Raw genomic sequence first — 14,362 nt, 5'->3', positions numbered from 1 at the left:
GGCCTGGCTGTTGGTGACCCTCCCCACAACGGGGAGGGATATCGACATAGAGGGGATTGTAACGTGAGATTGCCTGGACGGACAGAATATGAATCAAGCCTTTGGGGGTTCAGTGCGGGCAAAACTCTCGCGCTGAAACAGCGTCTCCACCAGCTTGACCAGGTGAGGTCGGCTCACGCACCAGCCCGGTGAGACGCGGCGGAAGTTGAGATAGCCCACCGCGCAGGCAATGGCGATGGTCGCCAGATCAACCGTGTCAGGTTTAATCGTCCCGTCGACCAGGTACGCTTCCAGCGCATCCAGACTGCGGTTAATTTTCTCGCGCTGGCGCAACAGTTCGGTTTCCGATTGCTGCGCGGCGGGACGTGCCTGCTCGCGCACCGACACCAGACCGGCGTCCATAATCCCATCGGCCAGTGCCTCAAGTTGACGGACTTTCAGCGAGGCCAGCGGTTCACGCGGCAGCATCGCTGGCGCAATATCCAGCAGTTCAATGTATTCGGCGATAATTGGCGAATCGAACCAGTACTCCCCATCGTCAGTCACCAGCGCCGGTACTTTTCCTAACGGATTGTACTGCGCGACGCCATTTTCCGCGTTGTAGGGCAGTTCATTAACAAATTCGAATGTGATGCCTTTTTCCAACAGCAGGATCGAAATTTTACGTACAAACGGGCTGGTGTAGCTACCAATGAGTTTCATGATCAGTCCTTTTCGCCAACACAAAACAATGAGTATGGCTCACGCAGCGGGAAAAGGCAGGTGACGGCGTTCTCAATGATCCAAATAAAGGTAGTGCATCCAACTGGTCATGCGCAGTAACACCTTACGCATGACCGAAACATGGGCGAAATGGTCGGAATAGACTGCCACTTGCGCGTAGATGCCGTCGGGTAACGCATCCACATCGGCATTCGGGTCCAGTTCAATCGTCGCCAGGACGCCATCGGTCCCGGGCACCACCGTCAGGGACTGTAAAGCCCCCTGAGCCTGATACGAGCCGCCCGGCACCACAGGCAATATGCTGGTCAACTTACCGTGAAAAACTTGCCCAGGAAGCGCGTTAAATACCACCTCCGCGTCGTCGCCGGGTTCAAGACGAAGCAGCGAGTTCTGCCGGAACTGAGCGACAATCTGCCGCTTTTGTTCGGGGATAAAGACCATCACCGGACGCAGCGGTAGCGCGGCAGCGTAGGTACCGGGTCGGATCAGCACCTGGGTGACGTAGCCGTTGCTGGGGGCGCGAATAATGGTCTGTTCGAGGTTGTATTTCGCCTCTGCCAGTTGCGCCCTCAGACTGGCAATCTGCGACTGTTCGCCGTTAACCATACTGTCTAACTGGCTTTGAATTTGCACCTGCTCAGCCACTGACCCCTTCACCAGCGCATCCTGCGCCAGATAATTTTGCCGGGCGTTATCAATATCGCTTTCTGAGAAGGGGTTCACCCGCGCCTGGCTGCCCTTCAGGTAACGCTGATAATCTTTATACAGCCGATCGCGCTCCGCAGAGACCCGCGTCGTATTAGCCTGCGCTTCTGAGAGCTGGGCTTTCAGCGTCTGGATATTATGCGTGGCGGTGACCAGATCGGCCTGTAACCTGTCCACGCGAGCCTGATAGCGAACCGGGTCGAGTTTAAATAGCACTTCACCCTTTTTAATCAGTTGGTTATTTTTATCCGTCACCTCGCTGACAATTCCGGTAACCTGCGGCGTAACAGGAATGGAAATAACGGCTTTTTGCGCAGTAAAGGTATACGGATGGTTATAGTTCATTAACAGGATCAGGCCGCTGACCAGAAATACACCGCCTAATGCCGCCGTCGCCAGCGTCCATTGATTCACCGGTATGCGGAATATTTTGAAGACTGCCCACGCCAGCGCGACGTAGGTTAATACAATCAACAGATCCATGATTAACTCTCCGGAAACGTCGTATTGTCAGCCGTGTTAACTTCGGCCAGTTTTTTCTCGAGTTGTGTAATACGCGCAGATAACGCGGCAATTTCAGGATCAGGATCTTGTCCCGGCGACGTGATGTGATTATGCATCCCCCAGCCGCGTTCCGGTTGGTAGAGGGTTGCCCAAATCCACAAAAACGGCCAGATCACATGGAGCGTAAACAGACTCACCCAGCCTGCGGTATGAATAGCATCGGCATGCGGGTGGTTGCGTTTCTTCGCAATTAAATAGGGGATATCATGGATGGCAATAACGCCGTAAAAAATCACCAGAAAGACGAAAATCAGCACACCTAACGCGAAATAATTTAGAAACATATCCGCCTCGACTTCACGCCCATTTGAGTTTTTATTGCAGGCAGCCGAATGCAATTTGGCTGATGATTTGAACATAATGGGAGTTATGCATTTTCGCCATCACGCCAAAGACTATTTTTCACGCCAGATGGTTATTTAATGACATCAGGCCAGGTGGCAACGAGAGGAATCTGCCCAGGATCACATCGGGACAAATCTGGATGAATATTTATTGTGATTCACATCACAAACATTCAACAAACAGCCAAAGATAAAACGTGAATTACATCACAAATTAATGCCATTAATGGTTCAGAACGACGGTTTGTTGTTTTTTTACACAGCAGTTTTGTGATTAATGTCACATCAATTACCTCCCTACCCCCTATATTTATGTGACACAAATCACATTAAGGGTCGCTGACTGGACAGCTTAACGATTCAGTGCCAGATTTCGCAGTATCTACAGGGTCCGGCTACCTCTGCCGCTACATTAACAAAACCTCGGGCTTCCAGCCTGCGCGATAGCAAACATAAGAAGGGGTGTTTTTATGTCATCCGATATTAAGATCAAGGTGCAAAGCTTTGGTCGATTCCTCAGCAATATGGTGATGCCAAATATCGGCGCGTTTATCGCGTGGGGTATTATCACTGCACTATTTATTCCGACAGGGTGGTTGCCAAACGAAACGCTGGCGAAGCTGGTTGGCCCAATGATCACCTATCTCCTGCCGCTGCTGATCGGTTATACCGGCGGTAGACTGGTGGGTGGCGAACGCGGCGGCGTGGTGGGCGCAATCACCACCATGGGCGTGATCGTCGGCGCAGACATGCCGATGTTCCTCGGTGCAATGATCGCCGGTCCTCTGGGCGGCTGGGCAATCAAACATTTCGATGGTTGGGTAGACGGTAAGATCAAATCCGGTTTTGAGATGCTGGTGAATAACTTCTCCGCTGGCATCATCGGTATGATCCTCGCCATTCTGGCATTCCTCGGCATTGGTCCAGCAGTTGAAGTTCTGTCGAAAGTGTTGGCTGCAGGCGTTAACTTCATGGTTGTCCATGACATGCTGCCGCTGGCGTCTATCTTCGTTGAACCAGCGAAAATCCTGTTCCTGAACAACGCTATCAACCACGGTATCTTCTCACCTCTGGGTATTCAGCAGTCCCATGAGTTGGGTAAATCCATCTTCTTCCTGATTGAAGCCAACCCGGGTCCGGGGATGGGTGTTCTGCTGGCGTACATGTTCTTTGGTCGCGGTAGCGCTAAACAGTCTGCAGGCGGTGCGGCAATCATCCACTTCCTGGGCGGTATCCACGAAATTTACTTCCCGTATGTGCTGATGAACCCGCGTCTGATCCTCGCCGTTATCCTCGGCGGTATGACGGGTGTGTTTACGCTGACTCTCCTGAACGGCGGTCTGGTTTCTCCGGCTTCTCCGGGTTCAATCCTGGCAGTGCTGGCGATGACGCCAAAAGGCGCCTACTTCGCTAACATCGCGGCAATCTGTGCGGCGATGGCGGTCTCCTTCGTTGTCTCTGCCATTCTGCTGAAAACCAGCAAAGTGAAAGAAGACGATGACATTGAAGCGGCGACCCGCCGTATGCATGACATGAAAGCTGAATCCAAAGGCGGTACTCCGCTGTCTGCTGGCGATGTCACCAACGACCTGAGCCACGTGCGTAAAATCATCGTTGCCTGTGATGCCGGTATGGGTTCCAGCGCAATGGGCGCCGGCGTACTGCGTAAGAAAGTGCAGGATGCCGGTCTGAGCCAGATCTCGGTCACCAACAGCGCGATTAACAACCTGCCGCCGGATGTTGACCTGGTCATCACTCACCGCGATCTCACCGAACGTGCAATGCGTCAGGTTCCGCAGGCGCAGCATATTTCGCTGACCAACTTCCTCGACAGCGGCCTGTACTCCAGCCTGACCGAGCGTCTGGTTGCCGCTCAGCGCCACACTGACAATGAAGTCAAAGTCCGCGACAGCCTGAAAGACAGCTTTGACGAAGGGGATAACAACCTGTTCAAACTGGGTGCGGAGAATATCTTCCTCGGACGTACGGCAACGACCAAAGAAGAAGCGATTCGCTTCGCCGGTGAGCAGTTGGTGAAAGGCGGTTACGTTGAGCCAGAATATGTCGATGCGATGCTGGAACGTGAGAAACTGACCCCAACCTATCTGGGTGAGTCTATCGCCGTTCCGCACGGTACCGTTGAAGCGAAAGACCGCGTACTGAAAACCGGCGTCGTGTTCTGCCAGTACCCGCAAGGCGTTCGTTTCGGTGAAGAAGACGACGACATCGCCCGTCTGGTGATCGGTATCGCCGCTCGCAACAACGAGCACATTCAGGTGATTACCAGCCTGACCAACGCGCTGGATGACGAATCCGTCATCGAACGCCTGGCTAACACCACCAGCGTTGATGAAGTGCTGGCGCTGCTGGCGGGTCGTAAGTAAACCCCGAGGCCCGGTGACATTGCGCTTATCGGGCCGACCCAATCCTCTCCTTTGTGGAGAGGGTTTGGGTGAGGGAGCAACAGATAACCCCTCACCCCAGCCCTCTCGGGTAAAAACATTAATGAAGGTTACTACTATGAAAGCATTACATTTTGGCGCAGGTAATATCGGTCGTGGCTTTATCGGCAAACTGCTGGCGGACGCGGGGATACAACTGACATTCGCTGATGTAAATCAGGTCGTGCTCGACGCCCTGAATGCCCGTCATAGCTACCAGGTTCACGTTGTGGGTGAAAATGAGCAGGTGGATACCGTGACTGGCGTCAATGCGGTAAGCAGCATTGGCGATGATGTTGTTGAGCTGATCGCCCAGGTTGACCTGGTCACCACGGCCGTTGGCCCGGTCGTGCTGGAGCGCATCGCTCCGGCCATCGCCAAAGGCCTGGTCAAACGCAAAGCGCAAGGGATCACCACCCCGCTGAACATCATCGCCTGTGAAAATATGGTACGAGGCACCACTCAACTGAAAGGTCATGTGCTGAACGCGCTGGCTGAAGACGACAAAGCCTGGGTTGACACCCATGTCGGCTTCGTGGATTCCGCCGTTGACCGCATCGTGCCGCCGTCAGCCTCTGCGACCCACGACCCGCTGGAAGTGACTGTCGAAACCTTCAGCGAGTGGATCGTTGACCAGACCCAGTTCAAAGGCGAGCTGCCGAACATCCCGGGAATGGAATTAACTGATAACCTGATGGCATTTGTCGAACGTAAACTCTTCACGCTGAACACCGGGCATGCTATAACCGCGTACCTCGGAAAATTGACCGGTCATCAGACCATCCGCGACGCGATTCTCGACGAGAAAATCCGCGCAGTGGTCAAAGGGGCGATGGAAGAGAGCGGCGCGGTGCTGATCAAACGCTACGGTTTTGATGCCGACAAGCATGCGGCATACATTCAGAAAATCCTCGGTCGTTTTGAAAACCCGTATCTGAAAGATGACGTTGAGCGCGTTGGTCGCCAGCCGCTGCGTAAACTGAGCGCGGGTGACCGTTTAATCAAACCGTTGCTGGGTACGCTGGAATACCATTTGCCGCACGCTAACCTGGTCAAAGGGATTGCTGCCGCGATGCACTTCCGTAGCGAAGACGATCCGCAGGCGCAGGAGCTGGCCGCGCTGATCGCCGAGAAAGGCCCACAGACTGCGCTGGCCCAGATTTCCGGGCTGGATATCAACAGCGATGTCGTTGCCGAGGCCGTTAGCGCATATAACGCAAAGTAATGATGCTGGAACTGGCGCAGGAGCCCCTGCGCCTGATTAATAGATTGTCAGATATGCAGGCAATAATGGAACAAACCCAGGCCTTTGAAAATCGTGTGCTTGAGCGTCTGAATGCTGGCAAAACCGTACGGAGCTTCCTGATCACCGCCGTGGAGTTACTCACCGAGGCGGTAAACATTCTGGTGCTTCAGGTGTTTCGCAAAGATGACTACGCAGTGAAGTACGCTGTAGAACCGTTACTCGACGGCGACGGACCGCTGGGCGATCTGTCTGTGCGCCTGAAACTGATCTACGGTCTGGGCGTCCTCAGTCGTCCTGAATATGAAGACGCAGAGCTGCTGATGGCGATGCGCGAAGAGATGAATCATGACGGCAATGAGTATGCCTTTACGGATGATGAGATTCTCGGGCCGTTCGGTGAACTGCACTGCGTACTGGCGCTGCCACCCCCGCCGCAGTTTGACGCCGCCGACCCCAGTTTGTACGCCATGCAAATCCAGCGCTACCAGCAAGCGGTGCGCTCGACGATGGTTCTCTCCCTGACTGAGCTGATTTCTAAAATCAGCTTAAAAAAAGCCTTCCAGAAGTAGGCCTCGCTCTGCCTGCTACTCCTTTTCCTGCACGGGTTGATACAGGCGCCGGTAATAATTCAGTCGTTGCAGGTACATCTGCGCATTTTCTGCAGGCACTTCGCTCGGAACGTCATCACGCGCAGGCATTTTATTCAGATACTCTTTAAACGCCTGACTTGAGGCCATAAAATCCACAGCTTTATCAATCAGAAGCGGAACATTCTCGCCTATTTTTGCCATGTTATCTCCTCCATGCGGTCCCGCCGTGCTTAAGCGCAACGGTCAATTTTAGTGTAGGATCGCCCGCGTCATAACATTAAGGAAAACGTGCTTAATCCATTGGCGGCAAATTATCTCTTACATGATCCTGTTATGGTCTAAAATGTTTAATTAATCAGTCTGTTATAAAAATAGTTAGCAAATGAATACTCGCGTTATTTGATTATTATTATCCCATTAGTTGTGAATAAACCCGCTCTGCGCGCATACTATAGGCCATTCACTATATTTCTATCAGAAGCCATCCCATGAAAGAAGTCGAAAAAAACGAAATCAAACGTCTGAGCGATCGCCTCGACGCTATCCGCCACCAGCAGGCCGATCTGTCCCTGGTTGAAGCCGCCGATAAATACGCTGAGCTGGAAAAAGAGAAAGCCACACTGGAAGCAGAAATCGCCCGTCTGCGTGACGTTCACAGTCAAAAACTGAGCAAAGAGGCGCAGAAACTGATGAACCTGCCGTACCGTCGTGCGATCAGCAAAAAAGAGCAGGCCGATATGGGCAAGCTGAAGAAAAGCGTGCGCGGTCTGGTAGTGGTTCATCCAATGACCGCCTTAGGCCGCGAAATGGGCCTGCAAGAGATGACTGGCTTCGCAAAGACCGAGTTTTGATTTTTTATACCGGGCAGCACGTCCGCTGTCCGGCCCTCCCTTAATTGGCCCTACCAATCCCCTTCAGTTACGACCACTGGTTCACAATTCATTAATTTAAGCCTACACTGACGTTGCCAATAAATAACATTTGATTAACCATTCGTTGTCATTATCCCTACACAACAATATTGGCAGGACCACTTTTACACATAATGTGACGAAAAGATGAGCACAGACTCACTGCATTGTGCGTGTGGTCCTCAGGAGACCTGCAATGAATCTCTGGCAACAAAACTACGATCCGGCCGGTAACATCTGGCTTTCCAGTCTGATCGCATCGCTCCCGATTCTGTTTTTCTTTTTCGCGCTGATTAAGCTCAAGCTGAAAGGCTATGTTGCCGCTTCGTGGACGGTGATGATCGCGCTGGCCGTGGCGCTGCTCTTCTACAAAATGCCGGTCGATCACGCACTGGCCTCGGTGGTGTACGGTTTCTTCTACGGTCTATGGCCGATTGCCTGGATCATTATCGCCGCAGTGTTTGTTTACAAAATCTCGGTGAAAACCGGGCAGTTCGACATCATCCGCTCGTCCATTCTGTCGATTACCCCTGACCAGCGTTTGCAAATGCTGATCGTCGGCTTCTCATTTGGCGCCTTCCTCGAAGGGGCGGCGGGATTTGGTGCCCCCGTTGCCATCACTGCCGCGCTGCTGGTAGGTCTCGGGTTTAACCCGCTGTATGCCGCTGGACTGTGCCTGATCGTCAATACCGCGCCCGTGGCGTTTGGTGCCATGGGGATCCCGATTCTGGTCGCCGGCCAGGTGACTGGGCTGGACAGCTTTGAAATCGGCCAGATGGTGGGTCGTCAGTTACCGTTCCTGACAATTATCGTACTGTTCTGGATCATGGCGATCATGGATGGCTGGCGCGGCGTGAAAGAGACCTGGCCTGCGGTCATGGTGGCGGGTGGTTCATTCGCTATTGCTCAGTACCTCAGCTCCAACTTTATCGGCCCGGAATTGCCGGACATCATCTCCTCGCTGGTCTCGCTGGTCTGTCTGACGCTGTTCCTGAAACGCTGGCAGCCGGTTCGCATCTTCCGCTTTGGCGATATGGGCGCATCACAAGTTGATCAGACGCTGGCACGCACGAACTATACCGCCGGACAGGTTGTTCGCGCCTGGTCGCCGTTTCTGTTCCTGACGGCCACCGTAACCCTCTGGAGCGTGCCGCCGTTTAAAGCCCTGTTCGCTCCCGGCGGCGCGCTGTACGACTGGGTGATTAACATCCCGGTCCCGTTCCTCGACAAACTGGTTGCCCGCATGCCGCCCGTGGTTCACGAAGCCACCGCCTACGCGGCAGTGTATAAATTTGACTGGTTCTCCGCGACCGGCACCGCCATCCTGTTCGCCGCACTGCTGTCAATCGTCTGGCTGAAGATGAAGCCTTCCGCCGCCATTCAGACCTTCGGCAGCACGCTGAAGGAACTGGCGCTGCCGATCTACTCCATCGGGATGGTGCTGGCCTTTGCGTTTATCTCCAACTATTCCGGGCTCTCTTCGACGCTGGCGTTAGCGCTGGCGCACACGGGCAGCGCCTTTACCTTCTTCTCGCCGTTCCTCGGCTGGCTGGGGGTATTCCTGACCGGTTCAGATACCTCATCTAACGCGCTGTTTGCCGCCCTGCAGGCAACTGCCGCACAGCAAATCGGCGTGTCCGATGTGCTGATGGTGGCGGCCAATACCACTGGTGGCGTCACCGGAAAAATGATTTCGCCGCAGTCCATCGCCATCGCCTGTGCGGCGGTCGGACTGGTCGGCAAAGAGTCGGATCTGTTCCGTTTTACCGTCAAACACAGCCTGATTTTCACCTGCATGGTGGGCGTTATCACCACGCTTCAGGCTTACGTCTTAACCTGGATGATTCCATGATCGTGATGCCCAGACGCCTGTCGGACGAGGTTGCCTCTCGTGTGCGGGCGCTGATTGAAGAACAACAGCTGGAAGCGGGCATGAAATTGCCCGCCGAGCGCCAACTGGCGGTACAGCTTGGCGTCTCGCGTAACTCGCTGCGCGAAGCGCTGGCAAAGCTCGTCAGCGAAGGCGTGCTACTCAGCCGTCGCGGCGGTGGCACGTTTGTCCGCTGGCAGCATGAAGAGTGGTCTGAACAAAACATCGTTCAGCCGCTGAAAACCCTGATGGCCGACGACCCGGATTACAGTTTCGATATTCTCGAAGCCCGACACGCCATCGAAGCCAGTACGGCCTGGCATGCGGCGATACGCGCCACCACGGCCGACAAAGAGAAAATCAAACTCTGCTTTGACGCCACGCTCAGCGAAGACCCGGATCTTGCCTCACAGGCCGACGTTCGTTTTCATCTGGCTATCGCCGAAGCCTCGCATAACGTGGTGCTGTTACAAACGATGCGCGGGTTCTTCGACGTTCTGCATTCGTCGGTGAAGCAAAGCCGACAGCGCATGTATCTCGTTCCGCCCGTCTTTTCCCGGCTGACGGAGCAACATCAGGCCGTACTGGATGCCATTCTCGCGGGCGACGCCGACGGCGCGCGTAAGGCGATGATGGCGCACCTCAGTTTCGTCCATACCACCATTAAACAATTTGATGAAGACCAGGCCCGCCAGGCGCGCATTACCCGTCTGCCCGGCGACCACAATGAAAATCCCAGGGAGAACAAAGCATGATTATTTCAGCCGCCAGCGATTATCGCGCCGCAGCCCAGCGCATTCTGCCCCCGTTCCTGTTTCACTACATCGACGGCGGCGCGTATGCGGAGCATACCCTGCGGCGTAACGTGGAAGACTTATCGGACGTGGCGCTACGCCAGCGCGTGCTGAAAAACATGTCTGACTTGAGCCTGGAAACCACGCTGTTTAACGAAAAACTGTCGATGCCCGTGGCGCTGGCGCCGGTCGGGCTGTGCGGCATGTATGCCCGCCGTGGCGAAGTGCAGGCTGCAGCGGCAGCCGATGCGAAAGGGATCCCGTTTACCCTTTCTACCGTCTCCGTATGCCCGATAGAAGAAGTCGCGCCCACTATTAACCGTCCGATGTGGTTCCAGTTGTATGTTCTGCGCGACCGTGGATTCATGCGTAATGCGCTGGAACGGGCAAAAGCGGCGGGCTGCTCAACGCTGGTCTTTACGGTCGATATGCCGACGCCGGGGGCACGCTATCGTGACGCTCACTCCGGGATGAGCGGCCCGAATGCCGCGCTGCGTCGCTACTGGCAGGCGGTCACTCATCCACAGTGGGCGTGGGACGTCGGTCTGAACGGTCGTCCTCACGATCTCGGCAATATCTCCGCTTACCTCGGCAAGCCAACCGGACTGGAAGATTACATCGGCTGGCTGGCAAACAACTTTGATCCGTCAATTTCATGGAAGGACCTTGAGTGGATCCGGGAGTTCTGGGATGGTCCGATGGTGATAAAAGGGATCCTCGATCCGGAAGACGCCCGCGACGCCGTTCGCTTTGGTGCAGATGGGATTGTGGTCTCTAACCACGGAGGCCGTCAGTTGGACGGCGTGCTCTCTTCCGCGCGCGCACTGCCCGCCATTGCCGATGCGGTGAAAGGCGATATCGCCATTCTCGCGGACAGCGGTATCCGTAACGGGCTGGACGTGGTGCGAATGATTGCGCTGGGCGCAGATACCGTTTTGCTGGGCCGTGCGTATCTGTACGCGCTGGCGACGGCAGGTCAGGCGGGAGTGGCAAACTTGCTGAATCTGATTGAAAAAGAGATGAAAGTTGCCATGACGCTGACCGGTGCGAAATCCATCACCGACATCAGCAAGGATTCCCTGGTACAGGAAATCAACAAGCTCCCTGCCGCACTGGCACCGCTATCGCAAGGTGATGCGGCGTAATGAAAGTGTTATTCTGCCCCCCGTAATTAAGGGGGCAGCATGCTCAACATCGTCTTATTTGAACCAGAAATCCCGCCGAACACGGGCAACATCATTCGTCTGTGCGCAAACACAGGCTTTCGTCTGCATATTATTGAGCCGATGGGCTTTACCTGGGACGACAAACGCCTGCGCCGCGCGGGACTGGATTATCATGAATTTACTGCGGTGGTTCGCCATCATGATTACGCTGCATTTCTCGAAGCTGAAAAACCGCAGCGCATGTTCGCGCTGACGACCAAGGGCACGCCTGCACACAGCGCGGTGAGCTATCAGGATGGCGACTATCTGATGTTTGGTCCGGAGACGCGCGGTCTGCCAGCCAGCATTCTCGATGCCCTGCCCGCTGAACAAAAAATACGTATTCCGATGATGCCGGACAGCCGCAGTATGAACCTGTCAAATGCCGTGTCGGTGGTGGTGTATGAGGCGTGGCGCCAGTTGGGATATCCTGGCGCAGTCTTGCGCACACTTTGAATCGTCGGATGGCGGCTGTCGCCTTATCCGACCTGCGGTTTTGTAGGCCCGGTAAGCACAGCGCCACCGGGCAAGAGATCAAATACCGTCGCCGTACTCAAACGTATGGTGTATCCCGTTGAAATGCTGATCCATATCCATTGACGGCTTATCGCTGTCTGGCTTACCGACAATGCGCGCCGGAACGCCAGCGGCGGTGGTGTGCGGCGGAACGGGTTGTAACACCACGGAACCGGCGCCAATTTTTGCCCCACGTCCGACTTCGATATTGCCGAGGATTTTCGCCCCCGCGCCAATCATCACGCCTTCACGAATTTTGGGATGACGATCGCCACTGGTTTTACCGGTACCGCCGAGGGTGACCGATTGCAGGATCGACACGTCATCTTCGATCACCGCCGTCTCACCGACGACAATGCCGGTGGCATGATCGAGCATGATCCCACGACCAATCTTCGCCGCCGGGTGAATATCCACCTGGAACGTCACGGAGACCTGGTTTTGCAGGAAGATTGCCAGCGCGCGGCGGCCTTCATTCCATAACCAGTGACCAATACGGTAGGCCTGCAAGGCATGAAAACCTTTCAGGTACAAAAGCGGAGTGGAGTATTTATCGACCGCCGGGTCACGCGTGCGGACGGCCTGAATATCACAGGCTGCTGAGGCGATCATTTCCGGGTCTGCTGCGTACGCTTCTTCGACCACTTCACGGATCGCAATGGCGGGCATAATGGGCGATGCCAGTTTGTTCGCCAGCATGTAGCTTAGCGCACTGCCCAGATTCTCATGCTTGAGTAGCGTTGCGTGGTAAAAACTGGCCAGCATAGGCTCACAGTCTGCCAGAGCGCGGGCTTCGGTTTTTATATTGTTCCAGACGATATCCAGTTCTTCACACGGCATTGCGGGCTCCAGGTAATGAGGCTAACGACCGGCCCGTTCTTCGCGGGCCGGGTCATTTTTTAAAAACGGATCCTTGAGACTAGTGGCTGCTTCGCTCATCCTTGCGTGCACGACCTAATAACGTCAATGCTGCCTCGCGCGCGTTTTTTCCGCAATATAATACTTGATAAATTTCCTCGGTTATTGGCATTTCGACACCAAAACGGTGCGCCAACTCGCGAACTTCTTTTGTATTGCGGTAGCCTTCAACCACCTGTCCAATCTTGTCCTGCGCGCCTTGTACATCCATGCCCTGACCGAGCATCATGCCAAAACGGCGGTTGCGCGACTGGTTGTCGGTACAGGTCAGCACCAGATCGCCTAACCCGGCCATTCCCATAAAGGTCTGGGGATCGGCGCCCAGCGCCGCGCCCAGACGCGACATCTCTGTCAAGCCACGCGTAATTAGCGCAGTACGGGCGTTAGCGCCAAAACCAATGCCGTCAGACATTCCTGCGCCAATCGCAATCACGTTCTTCACCGCGCCGCCCAACTGAACGCCGATGAAATCCGGGTTGCTGTAGACACGGAAACTCTTACCGCAATGCAGCAGTTGCTGTAGGTCGTCAGCAAAGGTGTCGTCAGTGGAGGCCAGGGAGATGGCCGTCGGCATGCCTGCCGCCAGCTCTTTCGCGAACGTCGGTCCGGAAATCACTGCCAGCGGGATTTTATCGCCCAGCGCTTCACGGGCAACATCCTGCAACAGGCGTCCCGTCTCTGCTTCCAGCCCTTTGGTTGCCCAGACCAGACGCGCGTCAGGACGCAGCAGAGGCTTAATCTGTCGCAATACTTCGCCAAAGACATGGCTTGGCACGACCACCAGAATATCGCGGCTGGCCGCCAGCGCAGTAGCTAAGTCGCTTTCGAGGCGTAACGTATCGGGGAAAGGCACATCCGGGAGGAACGCGACATTGCAGCGATCGTGCTCAAGGGTCGCGATATGTTTAGGATCGTGGCCCCACAGGACAACCTGGTGGCCATTTCTTGCCAGGGTGATGGCAAGAGCGGTGCCGTACGAGCCGGCACCGATCACAGTCATTGAAGCATTACTTTGGTTCATCAGGCATCCTGATGTTCTTCAGTACCTTCGCCAGCCTGCTGCTGTAAATAGTTCATGAACAGCGCATCAAAGTTAACCGGCGCAAGGTTCAGTTGCGGGAACGTACCGCGTGAAACCAGGCTGGTGATGCATTCGCGGGCATACGGGAACAGAATGTTCGGGCAGTATGCGCCCAGGCAATGCGCCATCTGGGTGCCTTCGATTCCGCTGATAGAGAAGATACCGCCTTGCTGAACTTCGCACAGGAACGCCGTTTCTTCACCGAGGGAAGCCGTTACGGTAACACGCAGCACCACTTCGTATACGTCATCTGCCAGTTGAGTAGATGCTGTATCCAGATCAAGTTTAACCTCTGGCTGCCAATCTTTCTGAAAAACATGCGGCGCATTTGGCGCTTCGAAAGAGACATCTTTGGTGTAAATACGCTGGATCTGGAAAGCCATTTCGGTGTTGTTTTGTTCTGACATGTGTAGAAAACCCTTTAGTGTTGTCCTTAAATAGCGCTTGATGCCAA

At 54.8% G+C, this 14,362-nt stretch carries 15 protein-coding genes; 8 read left to right on the top strand and 7 right to left on the bottom strand.

What is annotated here, in order from left to right; translation table 11 throughout:
• Positions 1 to 93: 93 nt before the first annotated feature.
• The 3 genes from HVX64_RS00900 to HVX64_RS00890 form a co-directional block, all read right to left on the bottom strand.
• Positions 94 to 702, bottom strand: a complete 609-nt coding sequence (locus HVX64_RS00900) for a glutathione S-transferase (RefSeq protein WP_042998595.1) — start codon at positions 700 to 702, stop codon at positions 94 to 96.
• Between the two features lie 72 nt (positions 703 to 774).
• A complete protein-coding gene (locus HVX64_RS00895; RefSeq protein WP_044254327.1) occupies positions 775 to 1,911 on the bottom strand; it encodes an HlyD family secretion protein in 1,137 nt (378 codons plus the stop codon).
• Positions 1,912 to 1,913: 2 nt separating this feature from the next.
• The gene (locus HVX64_RS00890; protein ID WP_044254559.1) at positions 1,914 to 2,276 is read right to left on the bottom strand and encodes a DUF3302 domain-containing protein; all 363 of its coding nucleotides are present in this window, start codon (positions 2,274 to 2,276) and stop codon (positions 1,914 to 1,916) included.
• Positions 2,277 to 2,806: 530 nt separating this feature from the next.
• Here HVX64_RS00890 and mtlA point away from each other — a divergent pair.
• The 3 genes from mtlA to mtlR all read left to right on the top strand — a co-directional run bounded on the left by mtlA (position 2,807) and on the right by mtlR (position 6,592).
• Entirely contained in the window at positions 2,807 to 4,720 is a 1,914-nt protein-coding gene (gene mtlA / locus HVX64_RS00885; protein ID WP_042998597.1) for a PTS mannitol transporter subunit IICBA, read from the top strand.
• Between the two features lie 136 nt (positions 4,721 to 4,856).
• A complete protein-coding gene (mtlD, locus tag HVX64_RS00880) occupies positions 4,857 to 6,002 on the top strand; it encodes a mannitol-1-phosphate 5-dehydrogenase (protein ID WP_042998598.1) in 1,146 nt (381 codons plus the stop codon).
• A 2-nt stretch (positions 6,003 to 6,004) separates the two neighbouring features.
• Positions 6,005 to 6,592 carry a mannitol operon repressor MtlR gene (gene mtlR, locus HVX64_RS00875; RefSeq protein WP_046401674.1) on the top strand — a complete coding sequence of 196 codons (588 nt, stop codon included), beginning with the start codon at positions 6,005 to 6,007 and terminating at the stop codon, positions 6,590 to 6,592.
• Positions 6,593 to 6,607: 15 nt separating this feature from the next.
• On the opposite strand, the gene HVX64_RS00870 is transcribed toward mtlR, so the two are convergent.
• Positions 6,608 to 6,814, bottom strand: a complete 207-nt coding sequence (locus HVX64_RS00870; protein ID WP_042998600.1) for a hypothetical protein — start codon at positions 6,812 to 6,814, stop codon at positions 6,608 to 6,610.
• A 287-nt stretch (positions 6,815 to 7,101) separates the two neighbouring features.
• Between HVX64_RS00870 and HVX64_RS00865 the strand changes: the two genes are divergently transcribed.
• From HVX64_RS00865 to trmL, 5 genes are all read left to right on the top strand, one after another.
• Entirely contained in the window at positions 7,102 to 7,464 is a 363-nt protein-coding gene (locus tag HVX64_RS00865; protein WP_042998601.1) for a YibL family ribosome-associated protein, read from the top strand.
• A 256-nt stretch (positions 7,465 to 7,720) separates the two neighbouring features.
• Positions 7,721 to 9,376 (top strand): L-lactate permease, encoded by a 1,656-nt coding sequence (gene lldP / locus HVX64_RS00860; RefSeq protein WP_044254331.1) that lies wholly within the window; start codon positions 7,721 to 7,723, stop codon positions 9,374 to 9,376.
• Entirely contained in the window at positions 9,373 to 10,149 is a 777-nt protein-coding gene (lldR, locus tag HVX64_RS00855; protein ID WP_042998603.1) for a transcriptional regulator LldR, read from the top strand. The genes lldP and lldR overlap by 4 nt, the downstream gene beginning before the upstream one ends.
• Positions 10,146 to 11,333, top strand: coding sequence for an FMN-dependent L-lactate dehydrogenase LldD (gene lldD / locus HVX64_RS00850; protein ID WP_042998604.1), 1,188 nt, complete (start codon positions 10,146 to 10,148; stop codon positions 11,331 to 11,333). The genes lldR and lldD overlap by 4 nt, the downstream gene beginning before the upstream one ends.
• Positions 11,334 to 11,372: 39 nt before the next feature.
• On the top strand, positions 11,373 to 11,849 hold the full coding sequence (gene trmL / locus HVX64_RS00845; protein WP_042998605.1) for a tRNA (uridine(34)/cytosine(34)/5-carboxymethylaminomethyluridine(34)-2'-O)-methyltransferase TrmL: 477 nt from the start codon (positions 11,373 to 11,375) through the stop codon (positions 11,847 to 11,849).
• A 78-nt stretch (positions 11,850 to 11,927) separates the two neighbouring features.
• Here trmL and cysE read toward each other — a convergent pair whose 3' ends face one another.
• The 3 genes from cysE to secB all read right to left on the bottom strand — a co-directional run bounded on the left by cysE (position 11,928) and on the right by secB (position 14,315).
• On the bottom strand, positions 11,928 to 12,749 hold the full coding sequence (gene cysE, locus HVX64_RS00840) for a serine O-acetyltransferase (RefSeq protein ID WP_042998606.1): 822 nt from the start codon (positions 12,747 to 12,749) through the stop codon (positions 11,928 to 11,930).
• A gap of 79 nt (positions 12,750 to 12,828) precedes the next feature.
• Entirely contained in the window at positions 12,829 to 13,848 is a 1,020-nt protein-coding gene (gene gpsA / locus HVX64_RS00835; RefSeq protein ID WP_042998607.1) for an NAD(P)H-dependent glycerol-3-phosphate dehydrogenase, read from the bottom strand.
• The gene (gene secB, locus HVX64_RS00830) at positions 13,848 to 14,315 is read right to left on the bottom strand and encodes a protein-export chaperone SecB (RefSeq protein WP_003024155.1); all 468 of its coding nucleotides are present in this window, start codon (positions 14,313 to 14,315) and stop codon (positions 13,848 to 13,850) included. The genes gpsA and secB overlap by 1 nt, the downstream gene beginning before the upstream one ends.
• Between the last annotated feature and the right edge of the window lie 47 nt (positions 14,316 to 14,362).

The sequence above is a fragment of the Citrobacter sp. RHB20-C16 genome, assembly GCF_013890155.1.
Classification (GTDB): domain Bacteria; phylum Pseudomonadota; class Gammaproteobacteria; order Enterobacterales; family Enterobacteriaceae; genus Citrobacter_A; species Citrobacter_A amalonaticus.
The sequence above is the reverse complement of the archived record's forward strand: the minus strand, read 5'-3'. Positions and strand labels throughout refer to the sequence as shown.

Coding starts and splice junctions, on each gene's coding strand:
- HVX64_RS00895 (WP_044254327.1), bottom strand. CDS start 1,911: ATGGATCTGTTGATTGTATTAACCTACGTCGCGCTGGCGTGGGCAGTC.
- mtlR (WP_046401674.1), top strand. CDS start 6,005: ATGCTGGAACTGGCGCAGGAGCCCCTGCGCCTGATTAATAGATTGTCA.
- HVX64_RS00870 (WP_042998600.1), bottom strand. CDS start 6,814: ATGGCAAAAATAGGCGAGAATGTTCCGCTTCTGATTGATAAAGCTGTG.
- HVX64_RS00900 (WP_042998595.1), bottom strand. CDS start 702: ATGAAACTCATTGGTAGCTACACCAGCCCGTTTGTACGTAAAATTTCG.
- HVX64_RS00865 (WP_042998601.1), top strand. CDS start 7,102: ATGAAAGAAGTCGAAAAAAACGAAATCAAACGTCTGAGCGATCGCCTC.
- gpsA (WP_042998607.1), bottom strand. CDS start 13,848: ATGAACCAAAGTAATGCTTCAATGACTGTGATCGGTGCCGGCTCGTAC.
- lldR (WP_042998603.1), top strand. CDS start 9,373: ATGATCGTGATGCCCAGACGCCTGTCGGACGAGGTTGCCTCTCGTGTG.
- secB (WP_003024155.1), bottom strand. CDS start 14,315: ATGTCAGAACAAAACAACACCGAAATGGCTTTCCAGATCCAGCGTATT.
- mtlD (WP_042998598.1), top strand. CDS start 4,857: ATGAAAGCATTACATTTTGGCGCAGGTAATATCGGTCGTGGCTTTATC.
- HVX64_RS00890 (WP_044254559.1), bottom strand. CDS start 2,276: ATGTTTCTAAATTATTTCGCGTTAGGTGTGCTGATTTTCGTCTTTCTG.
- lldD (WP_042998604.1), top strand. CDS start 10,146: ATGATTATTTCAGCCGCCAGCGATTATCGCGCCGCAGCCCAGCGCATT.
- cysE (WP_042998606.1), bottom strand. CDS start 12,749: ATGCCGTGTGAAGAACTGGATATCGTCTGGAACAATATAAAAACCGAA.
- trmL (WP_042998605.1), top strand. CDS start 11,373: ATGCTCAACATCGTCTTATTTGAACCAGAAATCCCGCCGAACACGGGC.
- mtlA (WP_042998597.1), top strand. CDS start 2,807: ATGTCATCCGATATTAAGATCAAGGTGCAAAGCTTTGGTCGATTCCTC.
- lldP (WP_044254331.1), top strand. CDS start 7,721: ATGAATCTCTGGCAACAAAACTACGATCCGGCCGGTAACATCTGGCTT.